24 protein-coding genes and 9 pseudogenes are annotated in these 22,752 nt (G+C 69.0%); 14 read left to right on the top strand and 19 right to left on the bottom strand.

From position 1 onward, the window contains the following. Positions 1-202 precede the first annotated feature (202 nt). A complete protein-coding gene (locus tag OG978_RS37185; RefSeq protein WP_442817795.1) occupies positions 203-346 on the bottom strand; it encodes a mycothiol transferase in 144 nt (47 codons plus the stop codon). A 65-nt stretch (positions 347-411) separates the two neighbouring features. Here OG978_RS37185 and OG978_RS37190 point away from each other — a divergent pair, with 65 nt between their 5' ends. Then, positions 412-816, top strand: a complete 405-nt coding sequence (locus OG978_RS37190; protein ID WP_326769447.1) for a RidA family protein — start codon at positions 412-414, stop codon at positions 814-816. Between the two features lie 128 nt (positions 817-944). On the opposite strand, the gene rsgA is transcribed toward OG978_RS37190, so the two are convergent. Together rsgA and OG978_RS37200 are read right to left on the bottom strand one after the other, a co-directional pair. Continuing rightward, positions 945-1,544 carry a GTPase RsgA gene (rsgA, locus tag OG978_RS37195; protein WP_326769448.1) on the bottom strand — a complete coding sequence of 200 codons (600 nt, stop codon included), beginning with the start codon at positions 1,542-1,544 and terminating at the stop codon, positions 945-947. 28 nt (positions 1,545-1,572) lie between these two features. Next, entirely contained in the window at positions 1,573-1,719 is a 147-nt protein-coding gene (locus tag OG978_RS37200; protein WP_326769449.1) for a hypothetical protein, read from the bottom strand. A gap of 287 nt (positions 1,720-2,006) precedes the next feature. On the opposite strand from OG978_RS37200, the gene OG978_RS37205 reads away from it, so the two are divergent. Continuing rightward, on the top strand, positions 2,007-2,330 hold the full coding sequence (locus OG978_RS37205) for a recombinase family protein (protein WP_326769450.1): 324 nt from the start codon (positions 2,007-2,009) through the stop codon (positions 2,328-2,330). Positions 2,331-2,470: 140 nt separating this feature from the next. Here OG978_RS37205 and OG978_RS37210 read toward each other — a convergent pair whose 3' ends face one another. Continuing rightward, on the bottom strand, positions 2,471-3,472 hold the full coding sequence (locus tag OG978_RS37210) for a GlxA family transcriptional regulator (protein ID WP_326769451.1): 1,002 nt from the start codon (positions 3,470-3,472) through the stop codon (positions 2,471-2,473). 146 nt (positions 3,473-3,618) lie between these two features. On the opposite strand from OG978_RS37210, the gene OG978_RS37215 reads away from it, so the two are divergent. Beyond that, positions 3,619-4,338: a DJ-1/PfpI family protein gene (locus OG978_RS37215; RefSeq protein WP_326769452.1), complete on the top strand. Its 720-nt coding sequence runs from the start codon at positions 3,619-3,621 to the stop codon at positions 4,336-4,338. A 1,004-nt stretch (positions 4,339-5,342) separates the two neighbouring features. Further along, positions 5,343-5,551, top strand: a pseudogene (locus tag OG978_RS37220) (CBS domain-containing protein); the annotation flags it as partial. A gap of 77 nt (positions 5,552-5,628) precedes the next feature. Here OG978_RS37220 and OG978_RS37225 read toward each other — a convergent pair. Then, positions 5,629-5,867, bottom strand: a pseudogene (locus tag OG978_RS37225) (hypothetical protein); the annotation flags it as partial. 265 nt (positions 5,868-6,132) lie between these two features. On the opposite strand from OG978_RS37225, the pseudogene OG978_RS48440 reads away from it, so the two are divergent. Beyond that, positions 6,133-6,266: pseudogene (locus OG978_RS48440) on the top strand (IS5/IS1182 family transposase); the annotation flags it as partial. On the opposite strand, the pseudogene OG978_RS48445 reads toward OG978_RS48440, so the two are convergent. Further along, positions 6,211-6,540, bottom strand: a pseudogene (locus OG978_RS48445) (alpha/beta fold hydrolase); the annotation flags it as partial. The pseudogenes OG978_RS48440 and OG978_RS48445 sit on opposite strands and share 56 nt — an antisense overlap. Here OG978_RS48445 and OG978_RS37235 point away from each other — a divergent pair. Continuing rightward, positions 6,534-6,754: pseudogene (locus tag OG978_RS37235) on the top strand (tautomerase family protein); the annotation flags it as partial. The pseudogenes OG978_RS48445 and OG978_RS37235 overlap by 7 nt on opposite strands. A gap of 572 nt (positions 6,755-7,326) precedes the next feature. After that, a pseudogene (locus OG978_RS48450) lies at positions 7,327-7,520 on the top strand (hypothetical protein); the annotation flags it as partial. A gap of 291 nt (positions 7,521-7,811) precedes the next feature. Here OG978_RS48450 and OG978_RS37240 read toward each other — a convergent pair. Continuing rightward, the gene (locus OG978_RS37240; protein ID WP_326770274.1) at positions 7,812-8,483 is read right to left on the bottom strand and encodes a GntR family transcriptional regulator; all 672 of its coding nucleotides are present in this window, start codon (positions 8,481-8,483) and stop codon (positions 7,812-7,814) included. 130 nt (positions 8,484-8,613) lie between these two features. Here OG978_RS37240 and OG978_RS37245 point away from each other — a divergent pair, with 130 nt between their 5' ends. The 5 genes from OG978_RS37245 (at position 8,614) to OG978_RS37265 (ending at position 13,634) form a co-directional block, all read left to right on the top strand. Next, positions 8,614-9,378 carry a sulfite exporter TauE/SafE family protein gene (locus OG978_RS37245; RefSeq protein ID WP_326769453.1) on the top strand — a complete coding sequence of 255 codons (765 nt, stop codon included), beginning with the start codon at positions 8,614-8,616 and terminating at the stop codon, positions 9,376-9,378. After that, positions 9,368-10,723, top strand: coding sequence for an amidohydrolase family protein (locus OG978_RS37250; protein ID WP_326769454.1), 1,356 nt, complete (start codon positions 9,368-9,370; stop codon positions 10,721-10,723). The genes OG978_RS37245 and OG978_RS37250 overlap by 11 nt, the downstream gene beginning before the upstream one ends. 70 nt (positions 10,724-10,793) lie before the next feature. After that, positions 10,794-12,038 (top strand): MFS transporter, encoded by a 1,245-nt coding sequence (locus tag OG978_RS37255; RefSeq protein ID WP_326769455.1) that lies wholly within the window; start codon positions 10,794-10,796, stop codon positions 12,036-12,038. Further along, positions 12,035-12,745, top strand: a complete 711-nt coding sequence (locus OG978_RS37260; protein ID WP_326769456.1) for a fumarylacetoacetate hydrolase family protein — start codon at positions 12,035-12,037, stop codon at positions 12,743-12,745. The genes OG978_RS37255 and OG978_RS37260 overlap by 4 nt, the downstream gene beginning before the upstream one ends. Further along, positions 12,735-13,634, top strand: a complete 900-nt coding sequence (locus OG978_RS37265; protein WP_266687104.1) for a polysaccharide deacetylase family protein — start codon at positions 12,735-12,737, stop codon at positions 13,632-13,634. The genes OG978_RS37260 and OG978_RS37265 overlap by 11 nt, the downstream gene beginning before the upstream one ends. Before the next feature lie 87 nt (positions 13,635-13,721). Here the strand turns inward: OG978_RS37265 and OG978_RS37270 are convergent, their stop codons facing one another. Beyond that, a complete protein-coding gene (locus OG978_RS37270) occupies positions 13,722-14,057 on the bottom strand; it encodes a tetratricopeptide repeat protein (RefSeq protein ID WP_326769457.1) in 336 nt (111 codons plus the stop codon). Here OG978_RS37270 and OG978_RS37275 point away from each other — a divergent pair. After that, positions 14,031-14,477 carry a transposase gene (locus OG978_RS37275; RefSeq protein WP_326769458.1) on the top strand — a complete coding sequence of 149 codons (447 nt, stop codon included), beginning with the start codon at positions 14,031-14,033 and terminating at the stop codon, positions 14,475-14,477. The genes OG978_RS37270 and OG978_RS37275 overlap by 27 nt on opposite strands. 218 nt (positions 14,478-14,695) lie before the next feature. Here OG978_RS37275 and OG978_RS37280 read toward each other — a convergent pair. From OG978_RS37280 to OG978_RS37300, 5 genes and pseudogenes are all read right to left on the bottom strand, one after another. Next, positions 14,696-15,360 (bottom strand): annotated as a pseudogene (locus tag OG978_RS37280) (response regulator). Between the two features lie 18 nt (positions 15,361-15,378). Continuing rightward, positions 15,379-16,686 (bottom strand): sensor histidine kinase, encoded by a 1,308-nt coding sequence (locus OG978_RS37285; protein ID WP_326769459.1) that lies wholly within the window; start codon positions 16,684-16,686, stop codon positions 15,379-15,381. 20 nt (positions 16,687-16,706) lie between these two features. Further along, positions 16,707-16,835, bottom strand: a pseudogene (locus OG978_RS37290) (ABC transporter permease); the annotation flags it as partial. A gap of 247 nt (positions 16,836-17,082) precedes the next feature. Next, positions 17,083-17,607: a cupin domain-containing protein gene (locus OG978_RS37295; protein ID WP_326769460.1), complete on the bottom strand. Its 525-nt coding sequence runs from the start codon at positions 17,605-17,607 to the stop codon at positions 17,083-17,085. Between the two features lie 164 nt (positions 17,608-17,771). Beyond that, on the bottom strand, positions 17,772-18,209 hold the full coding sequence (locus OG978_RS37300; protein WP_326769461.1) for a RidA family protein: 438 nt from the start codon (positions 18,207-18,209) through the stop codon (positions 17,772-17,774). A gap of 92 nt (positions 18,210-18,301) precedes the next feature. Here OG978_RS37300 and OG978_RS37305 point away from each other — a divergent pair, with 92 nt between their 5' ends. Then, positions 18,302-18,979 carry a FadR/GntR family transcriptional regulator gene (locus OG978_RS37305; RefSeq protein ID WP_326769462.1) on the top strand — a complete coding sequence of 226 codons (678 nt, stop codon included), beginning with the start codon at positions 18,302-18,304 and terminating at the stop codon, positions 18,977-18,979. A 17-nt stretch (positions 18,980-18,996) separates the two neighbouring features. Here the strand turns inward: OG978_RS37305 and OG978_RS37310 are convergent, their stop codons facing one another. From OG978_RS37310 to OG978_RS37330, 6 genes and pseudogenes are all read right to left on the bottom strand, one after another. Further along, positions 18,997-19,230 carry an integrase core domain-containing protein gene (locus OG978_RS37310; protein ID WP_326769463.1) on the bottom strand — a complete coding sequence of 78 codons (234 nt, stop codon included), beginning with the start codon at positions 19,228-19,230 and terminating at the stop codon, positions 18,997-18,999. Next, a pseudogene (locus OG978_RS48455) lies at positions 19,217-19,489 on the bottom strand (DDE-type integrase/transposase/recombinase); the annotation flags it as partial. The gene OG978_RS37310 and the pseudogene OG978_RS48455, both read right to left, overlap by 14 nt. Positions 19,490-19,571: 82 nt before the next feature. Continuing rightward, a complete protein-coding gene (locus OG978_RS37315; RefSeq protein ID WP_326769464.1) occupies positions 19,572-20,366 on the bottom strand; it encodes an SDR family NAD(P)-dependent oxidoreductase in 795 nt (264 codons plus the stop codon). Positions 20,367-20,454: 88 nt separating this feature from the next. After that, positions 20,455-21,072 carry a TetR/AcrR family transcriptional regulator gene (locus OG978_RS37320; RefSeq protein WP_326763349.1) on the bottom strand — a complete coding sequence of 206 codons (618 nt, stop codon included), beginning with the start codon at positions 21,070-21,072 and terminating at the stop codon, positions 20,455-20,457. 10 nt (positions 21,073-21,082) lie between these two features. After that, the gene (locus tag OG978_RS37325) at positions 21,083-21,289 is read right to left on the bottom strand and encodes a hypothetical protein (RefSeq protein ID WP_326763348.1); all 207 of its coding nucleotides are present in this window, start codon (positions 21,287-21,289) and stop codon (positions 21,083-21,085) included. Positions 21,290-21,791: 502 nt separating this feature from the next. Next, positions 21,792-22,730, bottom strand: a complete 939-nt coding sequence (locus OG978_RS37330; RefSeq protein ID WP_326769465.1) for an AraC family transcriptional regulator — start codon at positions 22,728-22,730, stop codon at positions 21,792-21,794. Positions 22,731-22,752 lie beyond the last annotated feature (22 nt).

The raw sequence follows: 22,752 nt of genomic DNA on the forward strand, positions 1-22,752 counted from the left end.
GCACGTGGATACCTACCGAAAGGCTATGAACCGCACTGCCGACGAACTGCTGCGATTCCTCATCGTTTTCACTGACATTTGTCACTCAGCCGATGTCGCACGAAGCAGTCCGGGCGTGCGCGCAGTCGTACGCGAGGAGCGTGACCGGGCCGCAACCAGCGCCTCCAACACCATGGTCCTGCCGTCGGTGGCTCCTGCAGACTCAGGCGCCCACAGTCCCGTCGAAACCCTCACGCAGAAAGCCCGCATGCCCATTGTGGCGGCCGTACTCCAGGAGCACATGCACCATCACCATTCGCTGCTCCTCGTCATCTGCGGAGCCACGGCTGTCTCTCGGGAAACGCACAGATCCCTCCCTACCTGCCTTGATCCCGATGGAATGGGCAGGTCGGTGCACGTGTTGAAAAAGGCATGACGACCGATCAGCGCGCGATCACCAACCCAGCCACCCTCCATGACCCGACACCGTTTGGCTACAGCCACGCTGTCTCGGCGCCCGGCGAAACCGTCTTCATCGGCGGTCAGTACGCCTCCGACACCACCGGTGCTCCTGTGCCCGGTGATTTCGCGGCCCAGGTGAATCTGGCGTTTGACCGGCTGTGCTCCGCGCTGGAGGGGGTCGGCCTCGGGTACGAGCACGTGGTCCGCCTCGGTACCTTCATCGTCGACCACGACCTCGACAAGCTGGAGATCCTCGGCAAGGCGCTGCACGCCCGTTTTGGCGACAGGCTGCCGGCCCAGACACTGAGCGGCGTGGCCTCGCTCGCACTGCCGGGGATGCTGTTCGAGGTTGATGCGGTGGCGATACGGCCGTAGCGGATCATCCGCAAGCAGCATCAGCCCGATCCCGCGATGGTTGGCCCGGCCGCAACGACTCGCGGTAGTGGGAGGCCCCTTCAACGACGAACCTTGCCCCAGACCGGCCCGGGAGATTGACCGCCGAGTCAACTCTGGCCCGGCGCCGACCCCAAGAACCTCCAGTTCCGCTTCATGGTCTCCCAGAAGGGCGCTCGCCCGAGATCCCCCGACGGCGTCAGGCACTCGCGCCATGCGGTGGTGTGCCGGCCCTTGCCGTCGCTCTCGCGCACCGCGCCGGTGGCCAGGCGGTCCTCGCCCAGCAGGCGGTTGCCGAGGGTGGACTTGCCCGCGCCCGAGGGCCCGAGCAGGACGACCGTGCCTGGCAGGACGGCGGCGACGATGTCCATGCTCTCGCCGGTGGCGGCGCTGGTGACCAGCACTCTCCACACCCGGGGCGACCGCGGCCACCTGGAGGCCACCGGTCCGGGGTCGGCGCACCGGTCGGCCTTGGTGAGCACCACCACCGGCGGGGCGCCGCTGTCCCAGGCCAGGGCGGGCATTCGCTCGATCCGCCCGTGCCTGAGCGGTTCGGCGAGGGAGACGGCCCCCGCCACGGTGTCGACGTTCGCGACCAGTACCTGGCCGTGGGAGGCGCGCGACGCGGTGGAGCGGACCACAGCGGTCCGGCGCTCCAGGACCTCCACGACGGTGGCGGAGGCGGCCACGGTGGCCGGCCGGACGGCCACCCAGTCCCCGGTGCACGGCGTCAGCCGGTCACCGGGGCCCGACCGCGGGGACGACCACCGCGCGGACGGGCCCGGTCTCGGCGACGACGTCGCACAGGCCGGGCTCGGCCCGCACCACGCGGCCCGGAACCAGTCCGTCGGCCCGCGACGGGGCGAAGGAACGCTCACGTTCCACGTCCCAGCCGTAGTCGGCCAGAGTCAGAACGCGCGCAGGAGAAGAGCGAGCAGGTTGGTGTGAAGTGGGTCGATGCAACAATGTGGAGACCCTTGAAAGGGGCCCCGCCGGACGGCAGGCGTGTCGGGACTACTCCCCCAGGGAAGGAAGGCAGGCGAAGGTCAAGGCGCACGCCCCGCACTGCCGGGTCATCTTCACCGTGTACGAGATGAAGCGGCTCGGCCGCGACGCCGCCGAACTTACCGCGCTCGCCGACCACCTCACCGCCCACTGCCTGGTCCTGGAAAATGCTCGCCGGGCCCTGCCAGGCATCTACAACCACCGGCCCGGGCAAGCTGCTGTTCGCGTTCTTCGCCGCGATGGCGGCAGTCGAGCGGGAGTTCATCCACGAACGGACCCTGATCGGCCTGGACACCGCCGCGGCCAACGGCAACAACGGCGGCCGCCCGCCCGCGATCGACGGCGACATGCTCGCCGTCGCCCTCCGGCGTCGGACACGAAAGAGTCAGTCACCGCTATCGCCAAGCACCTCGGCGTCGGCCGCTCCACCCTGTACCGCACCCTCGCCGCATACGACAAAGCCACCGCAACCACTGGCAGCCGGTGGCTGACAGAACCCTGCGCGACACGGACAGGTGACGGCCGCCCCGCGCCCGTCCCGGTGCTACGCCACGGACCATTTGCCCTGTCCGCCAAGGGCAGGGGCAGGCCGCGATGCGTCGCCGTCCGAGTCGAAACATCCGGCCACCCGTCAAGCCACTGGTACTTCGGAGGGTGCACCCCGGGGAGCGCTGTGGACTGTGCGGTGCTGGCTGGGTGTGGTTCCGTAGTGGTCCAGGAACACCTGCCTCATTGTCTCGGCGGAGCTGAATCCGCAGCGCCTCGCGATCGAAGCCAGCGGCAGTGCTGTGGAGACGAGGAGTTGTGAGGCCGCCTCGGCTCGGGCGGTCCGTACGAACTGGGCCGGTGTCTGTCCGAGGTGGTCAAGGAACAGCCGGGCCAGATGACGCCCGCTGACTCCCGCGTACGCGGCGAGCGCGGTGGCGCTGAGGTCGCCGTCGAGGTGCCCGGTGATGTGCTCGACGGTCCGTCGCACGGTCCGGTGCTCCGGAGCCGGTGCGTCGACGAACATGCTGATCTGGGCCTGGTTGCCGGGCCGCTGGAGGTAGGTCACCATCATCCGGGCCAGCGTCCGGGCAAGGGCCGGGTTGTGGTCCTCCTCGACGAACGCGAGGGTGAGGTCGAGCGCCCCGGTGACCCCGGCCGATGTGCAGACGTGCTCGTCGCGGAGGTACAGCGGCGCGGGGTCGACTTGGACGGCCGGGTGACGCTGCGCGAGGTCGTGCGCGTACGCCCAGTGGGTCGTGGCGCGCCGGCCGTCGAGCAGCCCGGTCGCCGCCAAAACACTGGCGCCCGTGCACACCGATGCGACCCGACGGCCGATTCCGGCCAGGCGGCGCACGTGCTCGACCAGCCGGGGGTTCTGCGCCGCCGCGGCGTGGCCCGGCCCGCCGACGACCAGCAGCGTGTCGACCGGGCCGCGGGTACGCTCCAGCGCCGCCTGCGCGCCCAGGACCAGTCCTGAGGAGCAGCGCACCGGGCGGCCCTCCGGGGTGACCAGGCGGACGTCGTAGGGCGGATTCGCACCGAGGCGGTTCGCCCCGTCGAAGGCACTGGTCACGCAGGCGACCTCAACGAGTTCCACGTCGTCGTAGGCCACGACCACCACGCGGTGGCGGACAGCTGTCGTCATGCCTACGACCCTACCGAATCCGTCTGCAGGACAGGTATCCCAGGATTTCGGACATAGAGTCCAGAGGCTCCTGTCTCTGGTTGCGGCGGTGGGTGAGGGTGGTCAGGCCGGCCACCGGCCACCCACCGACATTCAGGAGTCCTGTCATGACCGAAACCTCGCCCGCGCCGTCGGCCCCGGTGAAAACCATCGCCTTCGTGCTGTACCCGGGCCTCACGCCGCTGGACATCGTCGGCCCGCTGCAGGTCTTCGCAGCGCTGGCTGATCTGGTTCCCGGCTACCGCACCGTCGTGATCGGCGAGCGGATCGAGCCGATTGGAAGCGACACCCCGCTGTCCCTGGTACCCAGTCACACCTTCGAGGAAATAGCGGATCCGCACGCAACGATCGTGCCCGGCGGCCTCGTCCCCACCCTTGCCGCGATGGCCGACGAGAATTTGCTGGGGAACCTACGCGAGACCGCGGCGCGGTCCCAGATCGTCGGCTCGGTGTGCACCGGCTCGCTACTGCTCGCGGCGGCAGGGCTCCTGGAGGGCCGCCAGGCCACCACGCACTGGATGTACCGCGACTTGCTCGCCCGCTTCGGGGCAACGCCGGTCACCCGGCGCTGGGTCGAGGACGGGCACTTCATCACCGCCGCCGGTGTCTCGGCCGGCATCGACATGGCACTGCACCTTGTCGGCCGCCTCGCCGGCAACGAGGTCGCGCGCATAGTCCAGCTGTTCATCGAGTACGACCCCGAGCCGCCCTTCGGCCCGATCGACTGGACAGCTGCCGACAGCGGCCAGTACGCGCCCTTCGCCCGACAGCTGCTCCAGAACGCTCTCGCCGACCACCCTGCCCTGCTGGCGCACCTGAGTAACTGAGCGCCGTGGGCTGCTGGGCGGGAGGGGAAAGGCAGACGGCGCAGTGGTCATGAGAGGTCTCCTGGGTCGGTCGGGCCGAATACTCCCGGCAGGCTGGGATGCGCGCTCCGGCGGCGTTCACGGACTGCGTTCTCAGCTCGGCCGGCTCGGTGGTGCTCGGGTCGTCGTCATCCGGTCCGGACCAGCGGCCGAGCGGTCCGTCCTGGCCGGGCAGTACACCCAGGGCGCTGAAGATTTTGTCTCTCGGGATGCCGTGCTCGGCCAGGGCATCCAGCTGAGACCGGAGCTCTTGGCCCAGGTGCGAGCATCTCGCGTACCCGATGCGGATGTTCGCGCTCGGGGTGTCCGGGTTCATCGGCGCCGGGGGAGGGGTGCCGGGCCGCCACGGCTGCCCCGGGCTCCGGTCCGCCGGAGTGACAGCGGCGCGGGAATCGACCCCGAAAGGCACCACATCGTGACCCGCACCATCACGGCACCGGAATACCGCGGTACAGCCCGCGCCACCCTCACCGCGCTCGCTGTCGCCGCCGTATTCCTCGTCCCGGCCGCCCAGGCCGAGTCGACCGCCGAGTGCGCACCGGACACCACTGGCGTGTGCAAGGCCGGCAGTCCGCACCCGGCGGGCGCGACCGCCGAGTGCAAGGACGGGACCCACAGCTACGCGGAGAAGTTCCGCGGCACCTGCAGCGCCATGGCGGTGTCCGCTACTGGTACAAGTAGGCACGCCAGCCGGCCAGGGCGGTACTGCCGGGACAGTTGGAGCGCCGGACGGCGGACTCGACAACGTGGCCAACTGCCCGCCTGTGGGCAGCACCAGCCTTCCCGTCTGACGCCAGCCTGCACACCGAGGGGCCTGTCGGTAAGGACAGGACCCCGCGGCGTGCAGTAGACCGAGCCGAACGGGTCCCGTTTACAACGGAGGTTCCCCGAAACCGCCCCCGCCGACCGCGACCGGGACAGCGCATCACGAGCAGAACGAGTCTCGGGGTGTTCGTCGCTCTGCAGCCGCTCGCATTCGGCAGGGTGAAGCCGTCATGATCGGCGCGGACGACGATGCGTCGGAGATTCTCCGCACGATGAGCGAGCACAAAGTGCGTCGACTGCCGGTCATCGACGGTCACGTGCTGGTGGGGCGGTCGCCCAGGCCGATGTCGCCCGTGCACTGCCCGATCCGGTCGTGGGCGACCTCCTCGAAGCGCTGTCCGCCGGCTGACCGACCAGGTAGCAGCACCGCACGCAGAGAAGGGTGTCCCCCCGCAGGGTGGTCGGGCGACCGGGCCGAGGGGTTCCGGCGTGATCCACGAGCTGGGACTGGGACAGACCTTTCTCACGCGCGCAGTGTGCGCAGCAGAAGAACTGGCCGTCGGCCTGCATGCCGTGGCCGAGGATGCGGCACTGGCAGCTGACACAGATCGGGGCGATCTTCTGCGCAGCGCACTCGATGCTGTCGAAGACGTGGACCGCCCTCCCGCGGCACGCACCTCGAACGCCAGCTCGTAGTCATTGTGGCAGACCTCGCACACGGCCATGGTGACCATTCCTTGCTGCCGGAATCGATGAGCTGGGGCACCTTCACGTTCGCTCGCCCGCGAAGACGCGGCGCCCCGGACATTAGCGAAAGACCGCACCGATCCTCCGACAGCGCGTGCACTGCGACCGACCGTTCCGCCGGAATCACTCACACAGAGTCCTCGCCCCACGCCCGGGTCCCGATGGATCTCGGTGAGGGCTGTCCCACGCCCGGGTCCGGACGAAGACGTGCCCGACGAGGTCGCGGACTACTTGTGGGACACAGCGGCATGCAAAGCGTTCGTGATCCTCGACGGCACGCCGCTGGCGATCGACCGCATCGCCGCCGACCGGCCGTACTACTGCGGAAGCGCGGGTTGAACGTGCAGGTCGTCGCCGACTTGGCGGGAAGATTGCTTGTGGGCCTCGCACGGGGCCGTCCGGGTTCGGACCGCCGGGGCCGGCCTCGATGAGGACGAGCGCGCTAACGAGTCTGCGATGTGCAGCAGCGGTGAGCATGGCCGTGTGCCCGCCCAGCGACTGGCCGACCAGGACAGGCCGCCGCAGCGCCATCTGATTCACAACGGCGATGACGTCGGCGACGTAGGCGGCGCGCGAGATGTCCTGCGGGTGGCGCGCGCTGGAGCCGTCAAACTCGTCGCCTACCTGTGGAAAGTGCACGGCCGGGCGCACTCTCGGAACGCCGCCGGCCGGCCTGATCGAGGAGGTCACGAAGACCGTTCTGGCGGCCGCCGGGCTGCCCCCGCAAGAGGTGCTGCGGGTGTGGGTGCTGATCCATGAACAGCCCGACGGCACCTGGGGCGCGGGCGGCTCGGTCGTCCGCTACGCCGACCTCGTTGCCCTGGCCCAGAAGGAACGTGCGGGCGTGACGGAAACCCGGGTCTAGAACTGTCGTCGAATTCCCGCCTGCTGGCAGGAGACGTGTGCAGTTCCTCCTCGCACTCTGGACCGGCGCCTGCCCCACCCGTCACCGCGACACCCCCGACCCCGCACCAACCTGACCAAACCCAACTAGCTAGCGACCTGGTCGTGAGTTGTTTCGGCACCACGTGAGTCGCTTTGCGTACCAATTCGCGGGTTTGGCTGACGGCTGTCGGTCGGCTTCGGTCTGCTGTGGGTTGTGGGTGACAACAGGCTGGAGCCACTGGTCCTGAGCGAGGCTGAGCGGCAGGTACTGAGCAACTGGGTCAAGCGCCGGACGACCGCGCAGGGTCTGGCCCTCCGGGCCAGGATCGTACTGGTGCGTGCGGAGGGCGGGCCGAACCTGTCGGTCGCCGCCCAGCACCGGGCCGCGATCTACCGGAAGGGATCACCGGCAGCCAGACCACGGGAGATCTCCTCCCGCTCCGCCTACGACAGCACCCTGTCGGATCTCGCGCGAAGGAGAGCAATCGGTGAGCACGGCATGCCGGTTCATCCACGCGGAGAAGGCGCACTACCCGGTCACGCCGCTGTGGCGGATCCGCCCGGATTCCGTTCCGAGGCCGCCGCCTCAAGAGGTGGAAGCGCCGCCAAAACAGCACCCACGCCAAGATCTGCTGCCTCGGTGAACAAGCCGTGGCCACCCTCAAGGCTGGCGCCTCCTGCGGAAGATCCGCTGCAGCACCAACTGGAGGCTCACTGCGGGAGCTGATCCAGTCGGCACCGCATGAAAGGGAGGACCCACCTGCATGACAACCCCGCCGTCCGGACGCACCCTCACCTACGCCGAAGACCTCGGGGCCGAGGACGTCTGCACCCTGGAGACGTCCTTCGCCATGCGGGCTCTGCTCTGCCTGGTCTGATAGCTCCGTCGTCGGGCGTCGGACACGTAGCCGGGACGGTTGCGCGGCTGGCCGTCCAGAAGATTCCGCCACGGCCGTACCGCCGCCGTGTCCCCCCTCGTGCGGCACTCCTGACTGTGCGAGGGGGGACGCGCAGTTCAGCGCTGGGCCGGCGGCCGGTCATCCCCGGCCGAGGGCTTCGCTGTAGACGCGCATCGCCGACAGGATGTGCTCCTCGGCCGCCCGGCGGGCGGCGTCCTCGTCTCCGGCGATCATGGCCCGGCATATTTCCTGGTGCTGGGTGAGCGCGGCCCGCGCCCACTCTCCGTCGGAGAGGTTCGACACCGTGGAGATCGCGATACGGTCCCACACCCGGTGCAGCGCGTCCGTCAGGAACGCGTTGCCGGGAGCTTGTCCGAATGCCCGGTGGAAGGCCAGGTTGGCCCGCGCCGACTGCTTCGCGTCACCCTCGGCAACCGCTCGCTCCACCTCTTCCGCGGCCTTCTCGATGTCCCGGAGGTGCGCGGGTGCGATCTGCCCGGCCGCTTGCAGGCGGGCGGTCTGGGCCGCGGCCAGCCCCTCCAGCACGGCGCGCAGATTGTAGAGCTGTTCGACCTCGTCGCTGCTGAGCGTCGCCACCGCGACCCCGCGCGCCATCGGTACGACGAGACCGTCCGCCTGCAGGCGGCCCAGGGCCTCGCGCACCGGCGTGCGGCTCACTCCGAGCTCCTGCGCCAAGGCGGCCTCGGTGAGTCGCTCGGCCGGCGCGAGCTCCCCCTCCGCGAAGCGCCGGCGCAACGTCAGATACACGATGTCGGCGCTGCTCGCCGCCGGGTTAGAAAGCGATCCCATGTGGTCCACGGCCAAGAGCATACAGGGTGTGCATTGCATGCAAAAGGCATGCCTAATTGCACACATCAACCGTTGACATGCATTGCATGCAGTGCATACCTTCCCTCTCACGAAGGGAGGTGGTTGCGACGTGACGACCGATCTGTGGGAGCTCGGGCTCTTGGCCGTGGTCGGCCTGCTGGCCGGCTCGGTGAACGCGGTGGCAGGCGGGGGCTCGATGATCTCCTTCCCCGTACTGGTGGCCATGGGCGTCCCGCCGGTCACGGCGAACGTCACCAACTCCGTCGCGGCCCTGCCGGGCTATCTCGGCGGCTCGCTCGGCTACCGGGCCGAGCTGACGGGCCAAGGTCGGCAGGTCCGTACATTCGCCCTGGTCAGCATCCCCGGCGCGATCGGCGGGGCGCTCACCCTGCTCGCGGTGAGCGACGAGGTGTTCCGCGCCGTCGTGCCGTGGCTGGTTCTCGCGTCCGCCGTGATGCTCGCCGCGCAACCCCGAGTCGCGGCCCTGGCTGCGCGGCACGGTGCCGGGTCGAGCCGGATCGGACTGCTGTCCGCGCAGTTCGTGGTGGCCTTCTACGGCGGATTCTTCGTCGCCGGGCTCGGCATCGTCATGCTGGCAATGCTCGGCGTCTTCTTGACCGACACAACACATCGGCTCAACGCCCTCAAGAGCGTGCTCTCGCTCATCGTCGGGTCGGTGTCCGCTCTCGCGTTTGTCGCTCTCACCTCGGTGGCCTGGGGCCCTGCCCTGCTCCTGGCCGTCACCGGACTCGTCGGCGGCCGACTGGGCGTGTCGGCTGCTCGGCGAATATCACCATCGGCACTGCGCCGGGGTGTCGCCGTGTGGGGTGTGGGCGTAGCCATAGCACTGGAAGTGAGCTTGTATGTTTCCTGAACCTGAATCCGACCTGCCCGAACGCGGGGATCTGGTCCTCAGCGGTGTCACCGCGGTCACGATGGACCCGTGCCTGGGCGACCTTGAGCACGCGACGGTGACCGTGACCGACGGCGTGATCACCTCGGTCACCACCGATGCGGACGCGGCCACCCCACCGGGCGCCACGGTGATCGACGGAAGCGGACTCCTCGCGCTGCCCGGCTTCGTCGACACGCACTGGCACCTGTGGAACAGCCTGCTGCGCGGCTCCGTGAGCGACGCGCCCGGCCGCGACTACTTCGCCGTCAAGCGCGCGCTCGGCCCGCACCACGACCTTGAGGACTTCTACTGGGCCGCCCGGTTCGCCCTTGCCGAGGCGGTCACCGCCGGTATCACCACCGTGCACAACTGGGACCACAACGTCCGCTCGCCCGAGGACGCCGACGTCAACGTCAAAGCCCAGCTCGACGCCGGTGTCCGCGGCCGGTTCTCATACGGACCGCGCGACTCCACCCCGGCGGATGAGCCGATGGACCTCGACGACCTCCGGCGCTTCTCCGCGCGCTGGCCCGCCGAGCGGCTCGACGGCCTGCTGGACTTCGGTGTGGCGCTGCGCGGCCCCTACCGCACCCCCAACCGGGTCTGCCGCAGCGAATGGGGAGCCGCCCGTGAGCTGGGCCTCCCGATCACCATGCACTGCGACCGCTGTCTGCGCGAGGAGGGCTGTCGTTCCTGCGGCCTCACCCGGCTCGCCGACGAGGACCTGCTCGGACCCGACGTGCAGATCGTGCACGCCGTACACGCCTCTCCGGACGACATCGCCGCGCTGGCCGCCACCGGCACGCGCATCTCGCTCAGCCCGATCACCGAGATGCGCACCATGGGATTCCCCCTGTTCAGCGAGCTGTTCAAGGCCGGGGTGCCGGTGTCGTTGTCGACCGACACCCTGGCCATGCCGACCGCACCCGATGTGTTCACGACGCTGCGCGCGGTGGAGGCCGTCGAGGCCGCCCGAACCGGATCGCCCGAGGTCACCCCGCGCCGGCTGCTGCAGATGGCGACGCTCGACGGCGCGCATGACCTCGGCCTCGGCGACGTGACCGGGTCGATCACCCCCGGCAAGCGGGCCGACCTGCTGCTGATCGACGCCCGCACCCCCAACCTCCTGCCGTCGGGCGACCCCGCCGAGGCACTGGTCAGGCAGGGCCGGGCCACCGACATCGTCACGGTCGTCGTCGACGGCCGGGTGCTGCTCGACCGCGGCCGGCTCACCCAGCCCTCGGCGCAGGCCGCGATCTCCGGTGCCGATGACCGCCGTGACGTGCTCGTTGAGCGGGCGCGTGCCGCCGGTGACTGGAGATGAGGCCGTCCCGTGGCAGCGTCTCCCGCGCGGCCACAGCTCTCCCATCGATCACGATCCGGGCGGTGTGCGGATGACCATCAGAGCGGCATCGATCCGGCCCGCGACCCATGCTGTCGTGGGTTTCCCCGCCGTCGCCATGTACGCCCTGCTCCTGCTGGCGTACTCGGTGAACGCGATGGACCGGATGGTCTTCCCCGTCCTGCTCCCCGAGGTCCGGCACGAGTACGGATTCAGCCTCGACCAGTCCGGCCTGCAATCCACGATCTTCGCCCTGGGAATGGGGATCGTCGGCATACCCGCCGGAATCGCGCTCGCCCGCTTCAGCCGCAAGATGCTCGTCGTCGTCGGCACCAGCATCTTCTCCGTCGCGACCGTGCTGACGGTCTTCAGCGCAGGCTTCGCCGACATGCTGCTGTGGCGCATATCCTCCGGCGTCGGTGAAGCACTGCAGCTGGCCGCGATCCTGACCGTCGCAGCCGGAGCCTTCCCACGCCACCGGGGACTGGCGATCGGCGCGGTGAACATGGCGTTCGCCACCGGGTCGGTCATCGGTCCCTGGGCGGCGACCGCCCTCCTGGAGCACTACGGCACCTGGCACGCGCCGATGTTCGCGTTCGGCGGGCTGGGCCTGCTGGTGACCCTCGCGGTGGCCCTCTTCGTGCCGCGCCGGTTCACCGAGGCCACCGGTACGCAGACGCGGGAGCCCACCGTCGGCGGGTCCCCGTCCCTCCTGAGCTGGAACCCGATACTGCTCGCCGTCATCACCGTGCTGTTCGGGCTCGCCGACTTCGCCTACATCGGCCTCTACGCCACCTACCTGCGCGACGAACTCGGCTTCACCTCGGGCCAGGCCGGCCTCGCCATCGGGCTGTCCGGACTGGCCGCGTTCGCCTCGCCCCTCGGCGGCTGGCTCACCGACCGGATCGACCCGCGCGTGTGCATCGGCTCGATGAACGCGCTGGCGGCCGCGTCGGCGGCCGCCCTATTCCTGGGCCCGCACGACGTGGCCTGGCATGCCGCGTTCTCGTTCCTGTTCGGGCTGTTCGCCAGTGGCGGGACCTACGTCGCCCTCGCCGGCCTGCTGGTGAAGTCCGTCCGACCCGCCATCGCGGGACACGGCTCGGGCATGTTCATCACCTGCGTCTACATCGCCGCCGGCGTATCCGGCTGGGTCTTCAGCCAGTTCGTGTCCGCCCTCGGATGGACCGGCGCCGGACTCCTGCAGATCGCCGGCTTCTTCCTGGCCGGCGCGCTGCTCGCCCTCCTGCTGCGCCCGGCCCTGTTCAGCACCACAACCCCATCGGAGCTCTCATGACTCTGTTGTTCACCCCGCCGACCGTGTCGGTGCCCGTCACCGGAATCGCCGAGCGCTTCCCCGTACGCCGCGTCTACTGCGTCGGCCGCAACTACGTGGACCACGTCCGGGAGATGCGCGAGGGCGACGAGCGGGACGATCCGTTCTTCTTCCAGAAACCGACCGACGCGGTTGTGCCCGGCAACGACCAGGTGCCCTACCCGCCCCGCACCTCAGACTTCCAGTTCGAGGGCGAACTCGTCGTCGCGATCGGCGCCGAGGGCGTGGACGTATCGGTGGCACAGGCGCTGGACCTGGTGTACGGCTACGCCGCCGGCATCGACCTGACCCGCCGCGACCGCCAGCGTGACTGCCGGGACCGGCAGATCTCCTGGGAGGCCGGCAAGTCCTTCGACGCCTCCGCGCCGTGCGGCCCGATCACCCCCCGCGCGTCGGTGGGCGACCTCGCCGCAGCCGAACTACGGCTCGATGTCAATGGCGAGGCCCGCCAGCGCACCCCGCTCGCGCTGATGATCTGGAACGTCGCCGAAATCATCTCCCACCTCTCCACCGACTACCGGCTCCGCCCCGGTGACCTCATCTACACCGGCACGCCCGCCGGCGTCTCCGCGATCGTCCCGGGGGACGTCGTCCACGTCGAGATCAGCGGCCTCGCACCCCTGTCCGTCACCATCACCGAGAACGGGAGCCACCGTGATGCCAAGTAACGCCCGCATAAGGCCCAGTGAGCGGATCGACTACGACCCCATCGAGGGACGCCGGGCCCTGCAGCTTCCGGGCGGAGCGCGGGTCGCCGTCTGGCTCATCGTCAACATCGAGGAGTGGTCGGACTCCGAGCCGATGCCGCGCACCGTACTCTCCCCGCCGGCTGGCGGAGTGCCCTCGCCGGACGTACCGAACTGGGCCTGGCACGAGTACGGCAACCGCGTCGGATTCTGGCGGATGCTACGGGTGATCGACCGGCACGAGATCCCCGCGGTCCTCGCTGTCAACGGCTCCGCGATCTCCGCCTACCCGCAGATTACCGAGGCCGCTCTCCAGCGCCGGTGGGAGTTCATGGGCCACGGCTTCACACAGAAGAACATGCAGAAGGTGCCCGACGAGCGGCTCGATATCCAGCGCACCCGCGACGCGATCACCGCCGTTGTGGGCAAGCCGCCCCGCGGCTGGCTCGGCCCAGGTCTCACCGAGACCTGGGAGACCCCCGACCTGCTGGTCGAGGAGGGCTACGCGTACGTCTGCGACTGGGTGCTGGACGACCAGCCGACCCAACTGCGCACCCGCACCACCCCCATCGTCAATGTGCCCTATACACAGGAGTGCAACGACGTGGCGATGATGCTCATTCAGCACCACTCCGCCGAGGAGTACCGGCGCCGTGCCGCGGACCAGTTCGACCAGCTCCTGGCCGACGCCCGCGCCGACGACTCCGCGCGCGTCATGGCACTCGTCGTCCACCCCTACATCATGGCCGCGCCACACCGGCTGAAGTACCTGGACCAGGCCCTGGAATACATCCGCGGCCACGCCGAAGCGACTTTCCTCACCGGCGAGCAGATCCACGACTGGTACCAGGGCCAGACCGCTTCTGAGTGACGGTCCCGACTGTCAGGGAAAGCCGACCAGAGCTCCATGGCCTCCGTCGACTCCTCAGGGCGGCTGACCGCGCCGCCGGCCATTGGATCACCACCACGTTCCTGGGGACGCCACCCATGGTCCAACGGGAGAGACCTCACCGCCATCCGCGTGCGGTCCGGTGAATGCGATCCGGAGCATCGAAAGGGTTGCTGGTCCGGGAGAAACCTTCCGGACCAGCAACCTGTGGCACGCGAACCCATACGGATCGTCCGGCCCGTACGCCGCCTCGTCGATCCGCAGCGCCCGCTCGGCCAATGGCACCGCCGCCTCGTGATCACCGAGAAGGTGTCGGATTCGCGCCAGGGTGTCCAAGTCCGTCGCGATGGCGGGACCATCCGCCAGCAGACAGGACTCGTGCAGGCTCAGAGCACGCTCCGCCATCGGACGCGCTCGCTCCGGCGCGCCGCGGTGCCGGTGGATCTGCGCCAAAGGGTGATCGAGTACACCCTCGACGGAGGCAACGGCACGGTCTACCGGCTCATCACCACAGTCTGCGATCCGGACCAGGCCCCCGCCGCCGAACTGGCACCCCTCTACCACCAACGGTGGGAGATCGAGAACGCCCTCGACGAGATCAAAACCCACCAGGGCGGCCGCCACCTGGTCCTGCACGCGCAACACCCGGACGGCGTCGAGCAGGAGATCTACGGATTCCTCCTGGTCCACCACGCCCTCAGAGACGTCATCCACGACACCGCCCACCAGGCCAGCCTCGAACCGGACCGGATCTTCTTCACCCGCACCCTGAACGCCGCCTGCCGCCACGTCACCGACCAGGCGGCACTTTCCCCTTACGGCTGAAACAAGCTCTCACCCACACCAGCAGTGAACTGCTGGAACGACTCCTGCCACCCCGCCTACCACGCACCAACCCCCCCGTCATCAAACGCAAGGTGTCCAACTGGCACCTCAAACACCCCCATCACCACAACCACCAGCCAGAACACTCACACTCATCCCGCCCACCAAACCCACCAGCAGATGCCAGGAAAGTCCTTGAAGCGGCGGCGGTATTGGGTCTAAATCCAACCTTGCTCCCGCGCGAGACGCACCGCCGCGTGACGGTTCTCCGCCCCGAGTTTCGAGGCGGCCGACGACAGATAGTTCCGCACGGTCCCCTGCGAAGCGCGGCCCGCTCCGAGATCTCCGCGACGGGCGCCCCACCGGCGGTGAGCTCGAGCACCTCGGCCTCGCGTGCGGTCAGTGGCGAGTCCCCGGCGGAGATCGCGTCCGCGGCCAATTCCAGGTCCACATAACGGTTTCCCACATGCACCGTACGAATGATCTCCGCGAGCCGCTGTGCGCTGACCGTCTTCGGGACGAACCCCCGCGCACCTGCCGTAAGCGCTCGCTTGAGATACCCCGGCCGCCCATGACTCGTCACGATCAGCACCTGGCAGCCGGGAAGTTCGGCCCGTAGCGATGTGGTCACGCTCACACCGTCCGCCCTCGGCATCTGTAGATCCAGGACGGCGACGTCGGGCTCGTGTGCTAGCGCCAGCGCCTCGGGTCCGGTCGCGGCCTCGGCGACCACCACGAGGTCGTCCTCCAGTCCCAGCAGAGCGGCGAGCGCACCCCTGATCAGGTGCTCGTCGTCGGCGAGCAACAGTCGCACGGTAGGTGTGGGAGGGACAGGCGGGGTGGATGGAGCAGGTGGAATGGATGAGGTGGGAGGGGTGGACATCATGGGATGACCTCACTCTCACAGGGTGGGGGGAACGAGCGAAGGCGACACGCCCGGGTCCGGAGCCGGGTCCGGACCCGGATTCTGAACCCGAACCGGGGTGGAGGGCAGCGGCACCTCGGCGGTCAGGCGGAACAGGTCACCCCCGGCAGGTCCGGCCCGCAGCACCCCGTCCACCTCCCTGAGCCGCTCGCGCAGCCCGGCGAGGCCGGACCCCCTTGCCAGCTCGGTGGTGCTGGGCCCGGCACCGGTACCAGGCGCTCCGTCGTTTTCGACGGTGAGGGTCACCCGGCCCTCCGCCACTCGCAGGGACACCGCGCATCTTCCGGCGTCTCCGTGGCGCAGCACGTTCGTCGTCGCTTCCCGTACGACCCAGCCGAGCGTGGACTGGATCTCCGCAGGCAGTCCGGTCACCGGGCCGCTGATCTCGCAGTCGATGCCGGCGGCCGTCAACACACCCTGTGCGCCCGCGAGCTCGGTCCGGAGATCGGCCTCGCGGTAGCCGCGTACGACCTCGCGGACCTCTCGCTGTGTCTCCCGCGCTATCTGCTGGACCTCGATCATCTGCTCCACTGCCTCCGGCCGCCCGCGCCGTGCCAGTTGCACGGCGAGCTCGCTCTTCAGCGCGACCACCGCCAGGTTGCGGCCCATTACGTCGTGCAGATCGCGCCCGAAGCGCAGCCGTTCCTCGGCGACGGCGAGCCGGGCCCGGGTTTCGCGGGCCTCGTAGAGTTCGTAGACGGCGTTGAGCAGCCAGACGGAGAAGGCGGCGGTGGCGGTGAGGAACCCCGCGGCGAGCATGACCACGCCGGCCGTGATCAATGCTGCGGGTCCCGGGAAGCCCAGGGGGAACGCCACCGCTCCGGCGCCGAGGGCCGCCCCGACCACCGCGTGCGTCATCCTCCGTATGCTTCGCGTGCCGAGCGCGAGCATACTGGTGCCGAACGCTATGACGCCCACGAACACGGTGGAGGCCACGCGGAACTCGGAGTCGGTCGCCGGGCGCCATGTGGTGCCCGACAGAATGACCGCGAGCACGGCGACCACGGCCGTGCCCACCGCCAGGGTGAGCAGCATCCGGCCGGGCTGTTCCCGGGTCCCGCGCGCCCAGTCCAGAGCCTGTGAGGCGGTCACCGCACACAGCGCGGAGTGTCCGCACACCAGCAGGAACAGGCACCAGGCGAGCGCCGACGACACATTGTCGAAGATGGGCAGTCCGATCGACACGACCTCGATCATGGCGAAGAAGTTGAACGACCACCGCGTGTACGTCTCGACCTTCTCCGGCGTGCTCTTGCCGCGCCACCAGCCACCGCGCCCGCTCATGCCCACCTCCGAGTCCCTGGTCAATGCCGCGGCTCCCACCGGAACCACCGCTGTACAGCAAACACCGCGAGCACGACGCCCAGGGTGTGGTGTGCGGAGAGGCCGCCGGTCCAGCCGCCGCGTATCAGCGTGATCACCAGAGTCAGGGGGCTGGGGGCGGCGGCGGTTGCTTGCCGGCTGCCCGCACTGGCATCGACGGGGCGAATGGCGCGCCCTGATCGGGGAGCACGCCATCAGCCAAGGGCCACACACTGTCAGCCAAGTACCGCTACGGCCTCGATCTCGATCTTCAGCTCGGGGCCGACCAGACGGTTGACGCCGATATGCCGGTGAATACAGGGTGAGACGAGACCGTGCAAACTCTTGGTCACACTCGAAGGCCCGGTCATCCGCACGTCACGGGCATTGTTGCGCTGAGCATGGCTGTTCGCGTGCGGCGTTCCAGACAGGACTCGTTCCGAAATAGGAGTCGTAGAGTTCCTGAACGTCGAGGAGGCTCTCCGGCGGTACCTTGCCGTAGCGGATGCGCTCGAGGTGGCGGAAGTACTCGAAGCGTTCCACTCCGGGCGTGATGATGACCAGCATGTCCGCAATCTCGCCGGGTGCGGCGGCGAAGGCATGCTGTGTACCGGGCGGCACGACGACGACGTCTCCGCGCTCCGCGGTGACCACTTGATCGCCGGACAGTAGCTGGGCGGTGCCGTCGAGGACGTAGAACATCTCGGCGGACTTGCCGTGGTGGTGCGGGCGGGCGCCATTGGCACCCTTGCCGAGGGTGACACGCATGCTGGAGAGCGCCCCGCCCGTGGCGGAGCTGTCGACGAGCAACTGGTTGGTTACCGGGCCGCCCTCGCCTATCAATTCGGCGTCAGCAGAGCGCACAACGACGGTTCCGTCGAAATCGGGAATGAAGAGAGACATTTTGGCTCCTACGATATTTGATCCCGCTGAAAGGCAGGAACTACTGGGCAGGCAGTGGTCAGCCGGGCAGCGAAGGCCGCCTGCCCGCTGCCTGCACACGCGTCGGCAGGGCGAATGACACACCCTGATCGGGGAGCACGCCATCAGCCAAGGGCCGCACACTGTCAGCCAAGGACCGCTACGGCCTCGATCTCGATCTTCAGCTCGGGGCCGACCAGACGGTTGACGCCGATATGGCTGCGTGCCGGCCTGTGTTCGCCGAAGAACTCCGCGTAGACCTGGTTGACTTCGTTCTGGGCGTCCATGTCGGTGTTGAAAATGGTGACCTTGACGATGTCCTGGACGTCGCCGCCGGCCGCCTTCAACGCGATGAGCAGGTTCTCCAGGCAGGCCCGGGTCTGCTCCGCGATTCCCTCGGGCACTGTGAGCTCGGCCTCGTCATGGGGGTGCTGATGTACGAGCGGGTAGGCGGTGGCACCCGAGAGCCACACAGTGTCGCCGCGTGTGACGACCGCCGGGGCGAACGGCATGGCGTCTGCCCCGGTGCCCTCGCGTAGCTGTGCGGCCCAGGCCAAGGAATCGGGTGTGATGAGTTGCTTCACCGTAGCTCCAAATTTGTATGATGACTGATGAGTGATGGCAGGTGATCAGGATACTGTGGGGCCGGAAGATTGCAACCGGCGAAGGAGTCCCCATGCGCATGATCGGCCGCAGGTCCTCGGTCGACGAGGTCGTAGGCCAGCTCAACGAAGCTCTGATGCAAGGCACTTGGGCGATCGGGGACCGGCTGCCGACCGAGCAGCGGCTCACCGAGGAGCTGGGAGTGAGCCGTACCGTGATCCGAGAGGCGGTACGGGCCCTGGTGCACTTGGGTGTACTGGAGACCCGACAGGGGGCCGGTACCTACGTGGTCTCCACCACCGACCCCGCCCCCATGCTGCGACGGTTCGGGACTGCCGACGTACGCGAGGTGTTCGAGGTCCAGCTCGGCTTCGACGTTCAGGCGGCCCAGCTCGCCGCCATGCGCCGCACCGATGCCGACCTGCGGCGGCTGCGCAGCATGCTCGCTGCCCGAAACAGCGCAACCGCGCCGGAGGAGTTCGCCCGTGCCGACGCAGACTTCCACCTGGCCGTGGTGGAAGCGGCGGGGAACAGCGTGCTGCTGGAGTGCTACCGCTTCTTCGTCGGCCGACTCCATGACAGCCTGCACGCGCTGCGTAGCCAGGACGTGATCCAGGAGAGCGGCGCCGAACCCCACGACGCACTGTTGGCGGCGATCGAGGCCGGAGATGAAGCCGCTGCCGCCGCCGCGGCCGCGGCAGCGATCCGCCCGAGCCTCAATGCACTCACTGAGCTGTTCCGAGTTTCGTAGCAGTTGGTTTGTGGGTTTCAGGCGGCGTTCGTGGTTGCCTGGGATCGGTAGTAACGGGCCTCGAATTCCTCGGGCGGGAGGTGGTCGAGGGCTGAGTGCAGGCGCCCGGTGTCGTACCAGCCGACCCACGGGACGACGGCACGTTCTACCTGGTCAGCTCCCCGCCAGGGTCCTTGGTGCTCGGTCGGCTCAGCCTCGAACGAGCCGTTGAGGGCCTCGGCCATGGCATTGACGCTCCTATAGTTCGTCAAGTTGCTTTCGTAGCTGTCCGTGACGGAGCCGACGGACGCGGTCGCGCCGGCCTTCGGCAACCGATCGCCGTAGCGGATTGAGTCCGGGTTGTGAGCCGCGGTCGCTGTGATGAATCAGACCCAGGCCCTTCTTGATTCCACGCCGCCAAAACGCCATCTCCAGGGCGTCCAGGGGGAGATCGGTGCGCATGTGGGTGGCGAGCTGCCACCTGACGATCATCCGTGAGTACACGTCCGGGACGAAGGCGATGTAGACCCAGCCGGGCGGACTTGGGCCGCCGACGGCGGGTGCGGACGAGCGCGACGAGGTGGGGTGCGTTCACGGCTCGCCGGCGGGCCTTTCACGCGCTGGGGCGTACGCTGCGTTCGGCGATGCGGATCAGGGGGCGCTCGGGTACCAGGCGGCTGACGACGCGTGACACCAGGGCATTGCCGGCGCCGTCGACGACGGTCGCCTTGCGTCCGCCGAGCGCCGCGAGTGCTGTGGCGACGACCTGCTGCGGTGTGCGCCGGCTGCCGACCGACGCGTTGTCACCGGCCACGTCGAAGAACGGGGTGTCGGTGGCGCCCGGGCAGATCCCGAGGACGGTCACACCGGTGCCGCGGGTCTCGCCCCAGAGGGAACGCGTGAAGGACAGGACGAATGCCTTCGTCGCGGAGTACACCGCCATGTGCGGCACCGCCTGGAATCCGGCCGTGCTGGCGACGTTGATGACGGTGCCGCGCCCGCGCTCGACCATGCCGGGCAGGAGCCGGGTGGTGTTGCCGACGAGCGTGCCGACGTTGAGCTGCACCTGGGACGCCATGTGGCCGGGGTCGGCCTCGGCGAGGTCGCCGTGGGAAGCGAAGCCGGCGTTGTTGATGAGGATGTCCACGGCGACGCCCTGCTTGTCGAGCGTGCGCGCGAGGGTCTCGGAGGAGTCGGGCAGGGAGAGGTCGAGGGCGATGGGTCTGACGGTCACGCCGTGCTTGGTCCGCAGGGTCGAGGCGAGCTCCTCCAGCTTGTCTTTCGAACGGGCGACGAGGACCAGGTCCACACCGCGGGCGGCCAGCTGTCGGGCGAACTCGGCGCCGATCCCTGACGAAGCGCCGGTGACGACGGCCAGCTGGGAGGTGAGAGTGTCCGAGTAGTTCATGTCTGTCTCCATACCGACTTGAAGGTTTTTTTCTTGGCGATGAAAAGGCCGACGTGGCCGACGTGCGTGATGTCCGGCCTGCCCGCGTTCAGTGAGCTTCGATGGTCGCCTCAATGACTTCGGCGAGAGCGCCTGCTGCACGGCGCAGCTCTTCGGGAGTGGCGCGCCCCGTGGCCTCGAGGACGCCCTTCAGCCCGTCGAACGCGCCCACGAATACGGTCGCCAGCACGTGGGCGTCGGCCGGAAGGTGCAGGTCGCCCGCGCGGGCGCCGGCCAGAAGGAGTTCTTCGACCAGGCCGACCCACTCCGCGAGAACGGACACCTGAGCGCGTTCCTGCGGTGACTCGGTGGTGAGCTCGCGGTCGAGCCGCACGACGGACCATCCCGCGGGTTCGGCGATGACGAGGTCCACGAGGACGGGGACGAGTCCGCGTACCTGCGCAGCCGGCCCTCCGAGCCCCTCGAGCTGCCTGCGCACATGCGCAAGCATCCCCTGCTTCTGATCGTCGACGACCGCATGGGCCAGGGCGGCCTTGCTCTTGAAGTGGAAGTACACGGCACCCTTGGTGAGGCCGGTCTCGCTCACCACGTCGTCCATCCGGGCCAGGGCGTACCCCTTGGCATCGAAGACACGGGCGGCGGCGCGCAGAATCTCCCGGCGCGTCGCCGCGCCCTTCGGTGTCAGTTGATCCACTGGCCTTCCCATGCCCCCAATACTAAATACCTTCGAGTCGGTTTTTCAAGTTGATCAAGAGCCGCGTCACCCGGAGGGCCCCGGCCGCGGCGAGCGGCGAACTGGTGTGTTCGGCATGACCGGCCGGATGCAGGTGCCCGATCCGGGAATCGTGGAGGCGGCCCAGACCGCCCTCGACGAGGCCCTGGCGCCGCCCGCTGGTCTCAGCCAAGCGGTTCTGCCCGTCCATGCGCTCCCTGTACGCCGGGCCCAGGCCGCGCACCCTGACGCGGCCGGCGCTAGCGATCGGCTGCTGTCCCGGCTGGGAACAGGCCGGTTTCCCCCACGCGGTCCTGGCCGCCCAGGACCGTGTCCGAGGGGCCGAAAAGCGGCACGGCTGGACCAGTGTCCTGGGGAGGCTACCGAACCGCTGTCCACGCTGCCCGCGCCACCGGCGATCACCGCGATCGACAGCAACCTCCGCCCGGATCGAGGACAAGGCCGCCTTCAGCGTCCTGCTCGTAGCGGCAAGAGTGCCGGAGCAGGTGCGGATCCCGGGCCTACGCGTCGAGGGAAACTGCCTCCTCTGGCCGAGCTCCGGCGCGCCAGGTCGGTGCGCGGCGGCTGGTGGTGCAGTCCAGGGCCGACTCCGGCGGACGGTGCGCAGACCCTGCGGTCGCACGATCAGTGGAACAACCCGTCTGGTAGCAGAAGTCACACGACAACCAACGCTCAACTACTGGCGCAGGACACTAGGCAGCCCTGGTCTGGCGCCGGTAGCCGCCCGGGGCCAGGCCGTACTCCCGCTTGAATGCTTTGGCGAAGGAGAACTCCGAGCCGTATCCGGTGCGGGCGGCGACCGTCGTCAGTGAGGCGTTGGACTCGCGCAGCAGACGGGCGGCGGTCGTCATGCGCCAGCGGGTCAGATAAGCCATCGGCGGTTCGCCCACCAGCGAGGCGAACCGTCGGGCGAAGGCGGCGCGGGACAGCCCTGCCCGCTCGGCCAGCGATTCGACCGTCCACTGGACCGAGGGGTCGTCGTGAATGGCCGACAGGGCAGGCGCCACCGCCGAGTCGCCCAGGGCCGCGGCCCACCCCTGGGCGGCGGTCGGGGGCTGATCGTCCAGCCAGGCCCGCAGGATGTAGAGGAGCAGCGAGTCGATCAGGCTGGGCACGATGCCGTCCGAGCCGATGCGTGGGTTTTCCAGCTCGGAGCCGAGGAGTTGGACGGCGGCGCTCAACTCCGGATGGCGGCCGTGCCGCGTCGGCAGATGGATCACCTCGGGCAGGTGGCGCACCAGAGGGTGCGGGCGGCTTTGGTCCAGCTGGTAGTCGCCGCACAGGAGGCTGGTCTCGGGGCCTTTGCCACCGAGCGTGAGCGAGCCGATCGGTGAACCCCGTTGGAACTGCTCCGCAGTGGCCTCCACGGCCGGGGTGGAGGGATGATCGGCGAGGATATGGCCCCGCCCGCTGCGCAGGAAGATCACATCACCGGGGCTCAGCGGGATCGGCTTCAGATGCGGTGGTGTGTCATTGAGGGGGACCAGCCAGCAGGTCCCGTACAGCACCACATGGAACCCGGCGCCTGCGACTGGCGGCAGCCGCACGCCCCAGGGGGCGCGGCCGTTGGTCCGTACGGATGCCGGGTGCCCGGTGCGCATCGAGGCCAGCGCCTCGGTGAGGATATCCATCCCGCCTTGCTCTCCCTGGTTC

Origin of the sequence: Streptomyces sp. NBC_01591, from assembly GCF_035918155.1 — a bacterium.
Lineage (GTDB): Bacteria > Actinomycetota > Actinomycetes > Streptomycetales > Streptomycetaceae > Streptomyces.

Bases quoted from the DNA above. Each gene is read 5' to 3' on its own strand.
- OG978_RS37190 (WP_326769447.1), top strand. From the start codon at position 412: ATGACGACCGATCAGCGCGCGATCACCAACCCAGCCACCCTCCATGAC.
- OG978_RS37205 (WP_326769450.1), top strand. From the start codon at position 2,007: ATGCTCGCCGGGCCCTGCCAGGCATCTACAACCACCGGCCCGGGCAAG.
- OG978_RS37210 (WP_326769451.1), bottom strand. From the start codon at position 3,472: ATGACGACAGCTGTCCGCCACCGCGTGGTGGTCGTGGCCTACGACGAC.
- OG978_RS37215 (WP_326769452.1), top strand. From the start codon at position 3,619: ATGACCGAAACCTCGCCCGCGCCGTCGGCCCCGGTGAAAACCATCGCC.
- OG978_RS37240 (WP_326770274.1), bottom strand. From the start codon at position 8,483: ATGGGATCGCTTTCTAACCCGGCGGCGAGCAGCGCCGACATCGTGTAT.
- OG978_RS37250 (WP_326769454.1), top strand. From the start codon at position 9,368: ATGTTTCCTGAACCTGAATCCGACCTGCCCGAACGCGGGGATCTGGTC.
- OG978_RS37255 (WP_326769455.1), top strand. From the start codon at position 10,794: ATGACCATCAGAGCGGCATCGATCCGGCCCGCGACCCATGCTGTCGTG.
- OG978_RS37260 (WP_326769456.1), top strand. From the start codon at position 12,035: ATGACTCTGTTGTTCACCCCGCCGACCGTGTCGGTGCCCGTCACCGGA.
- OG978_RS37265 (WP_266687104.1), top strand. From the start codon at position 12,735: ATGCCAAGTAACGCCCGCATAAGGCCCAGTGAGCGGATCGACTACGAC.
- OG978_RS37270 (WP_326769457.1), bottom strand. From the start codon at position 14,057: ATGGCGGAGCGTGCTCTGAGCCTGCACGAGTCCTGTCTGCTGGCGGAT.
- OG978_RS37285 (WP_326769459.1), bottom strand. From the start codon at position 16,686: ATGAGCGGGCGCGGTGGCTGGTGGCGCGGCAAGAGCACGCCGGAGAAG.
- OG978_RS37295 (WP_326769460.1), bottom strand. From the start codon at position 17,607: ATGTCTCTCTTCATTCCCGATTTCGACGGAACCGTCGTTGTGCGCTCT.
- OG978_RS37305 (WP_326769462.1), top strand. From the start codon at position 18,302: ATGCGCATGATCGGCCGCAGGTCCTCGGTCGACGAGGTCGTAGGCCAG.
- OG978_RS37315 (WP_326769464.1), bottom strand. From the start codon at position 20,366: ATGAACTACTCGGACACTCTCACCTCCCAGCTGGCCGTCGTCACCGGC.
- OG978_RS37320 (WP_326763349.1), bottom strand. From the start codon at position 21,072: ATGGGAAGGCCAGTGGATCAACTGACACCGAAGGGCGCGGCGACGCGC.
- OG978_RS37325 (WP_326763348.1), bottom strand. From the start codon at position 21,289: ATGGACGGGCAGAACCGCTTGGCTGAGACCAGCGGGCGGCGCCAGGGC.
- OG978_RS37330 (WP_326769465.1), bottom strand. From the start codon at position 22,730: ATGGATATCCTCACCGAGGCGCTGGCCTCGATGCGCACCGGGCACCCG.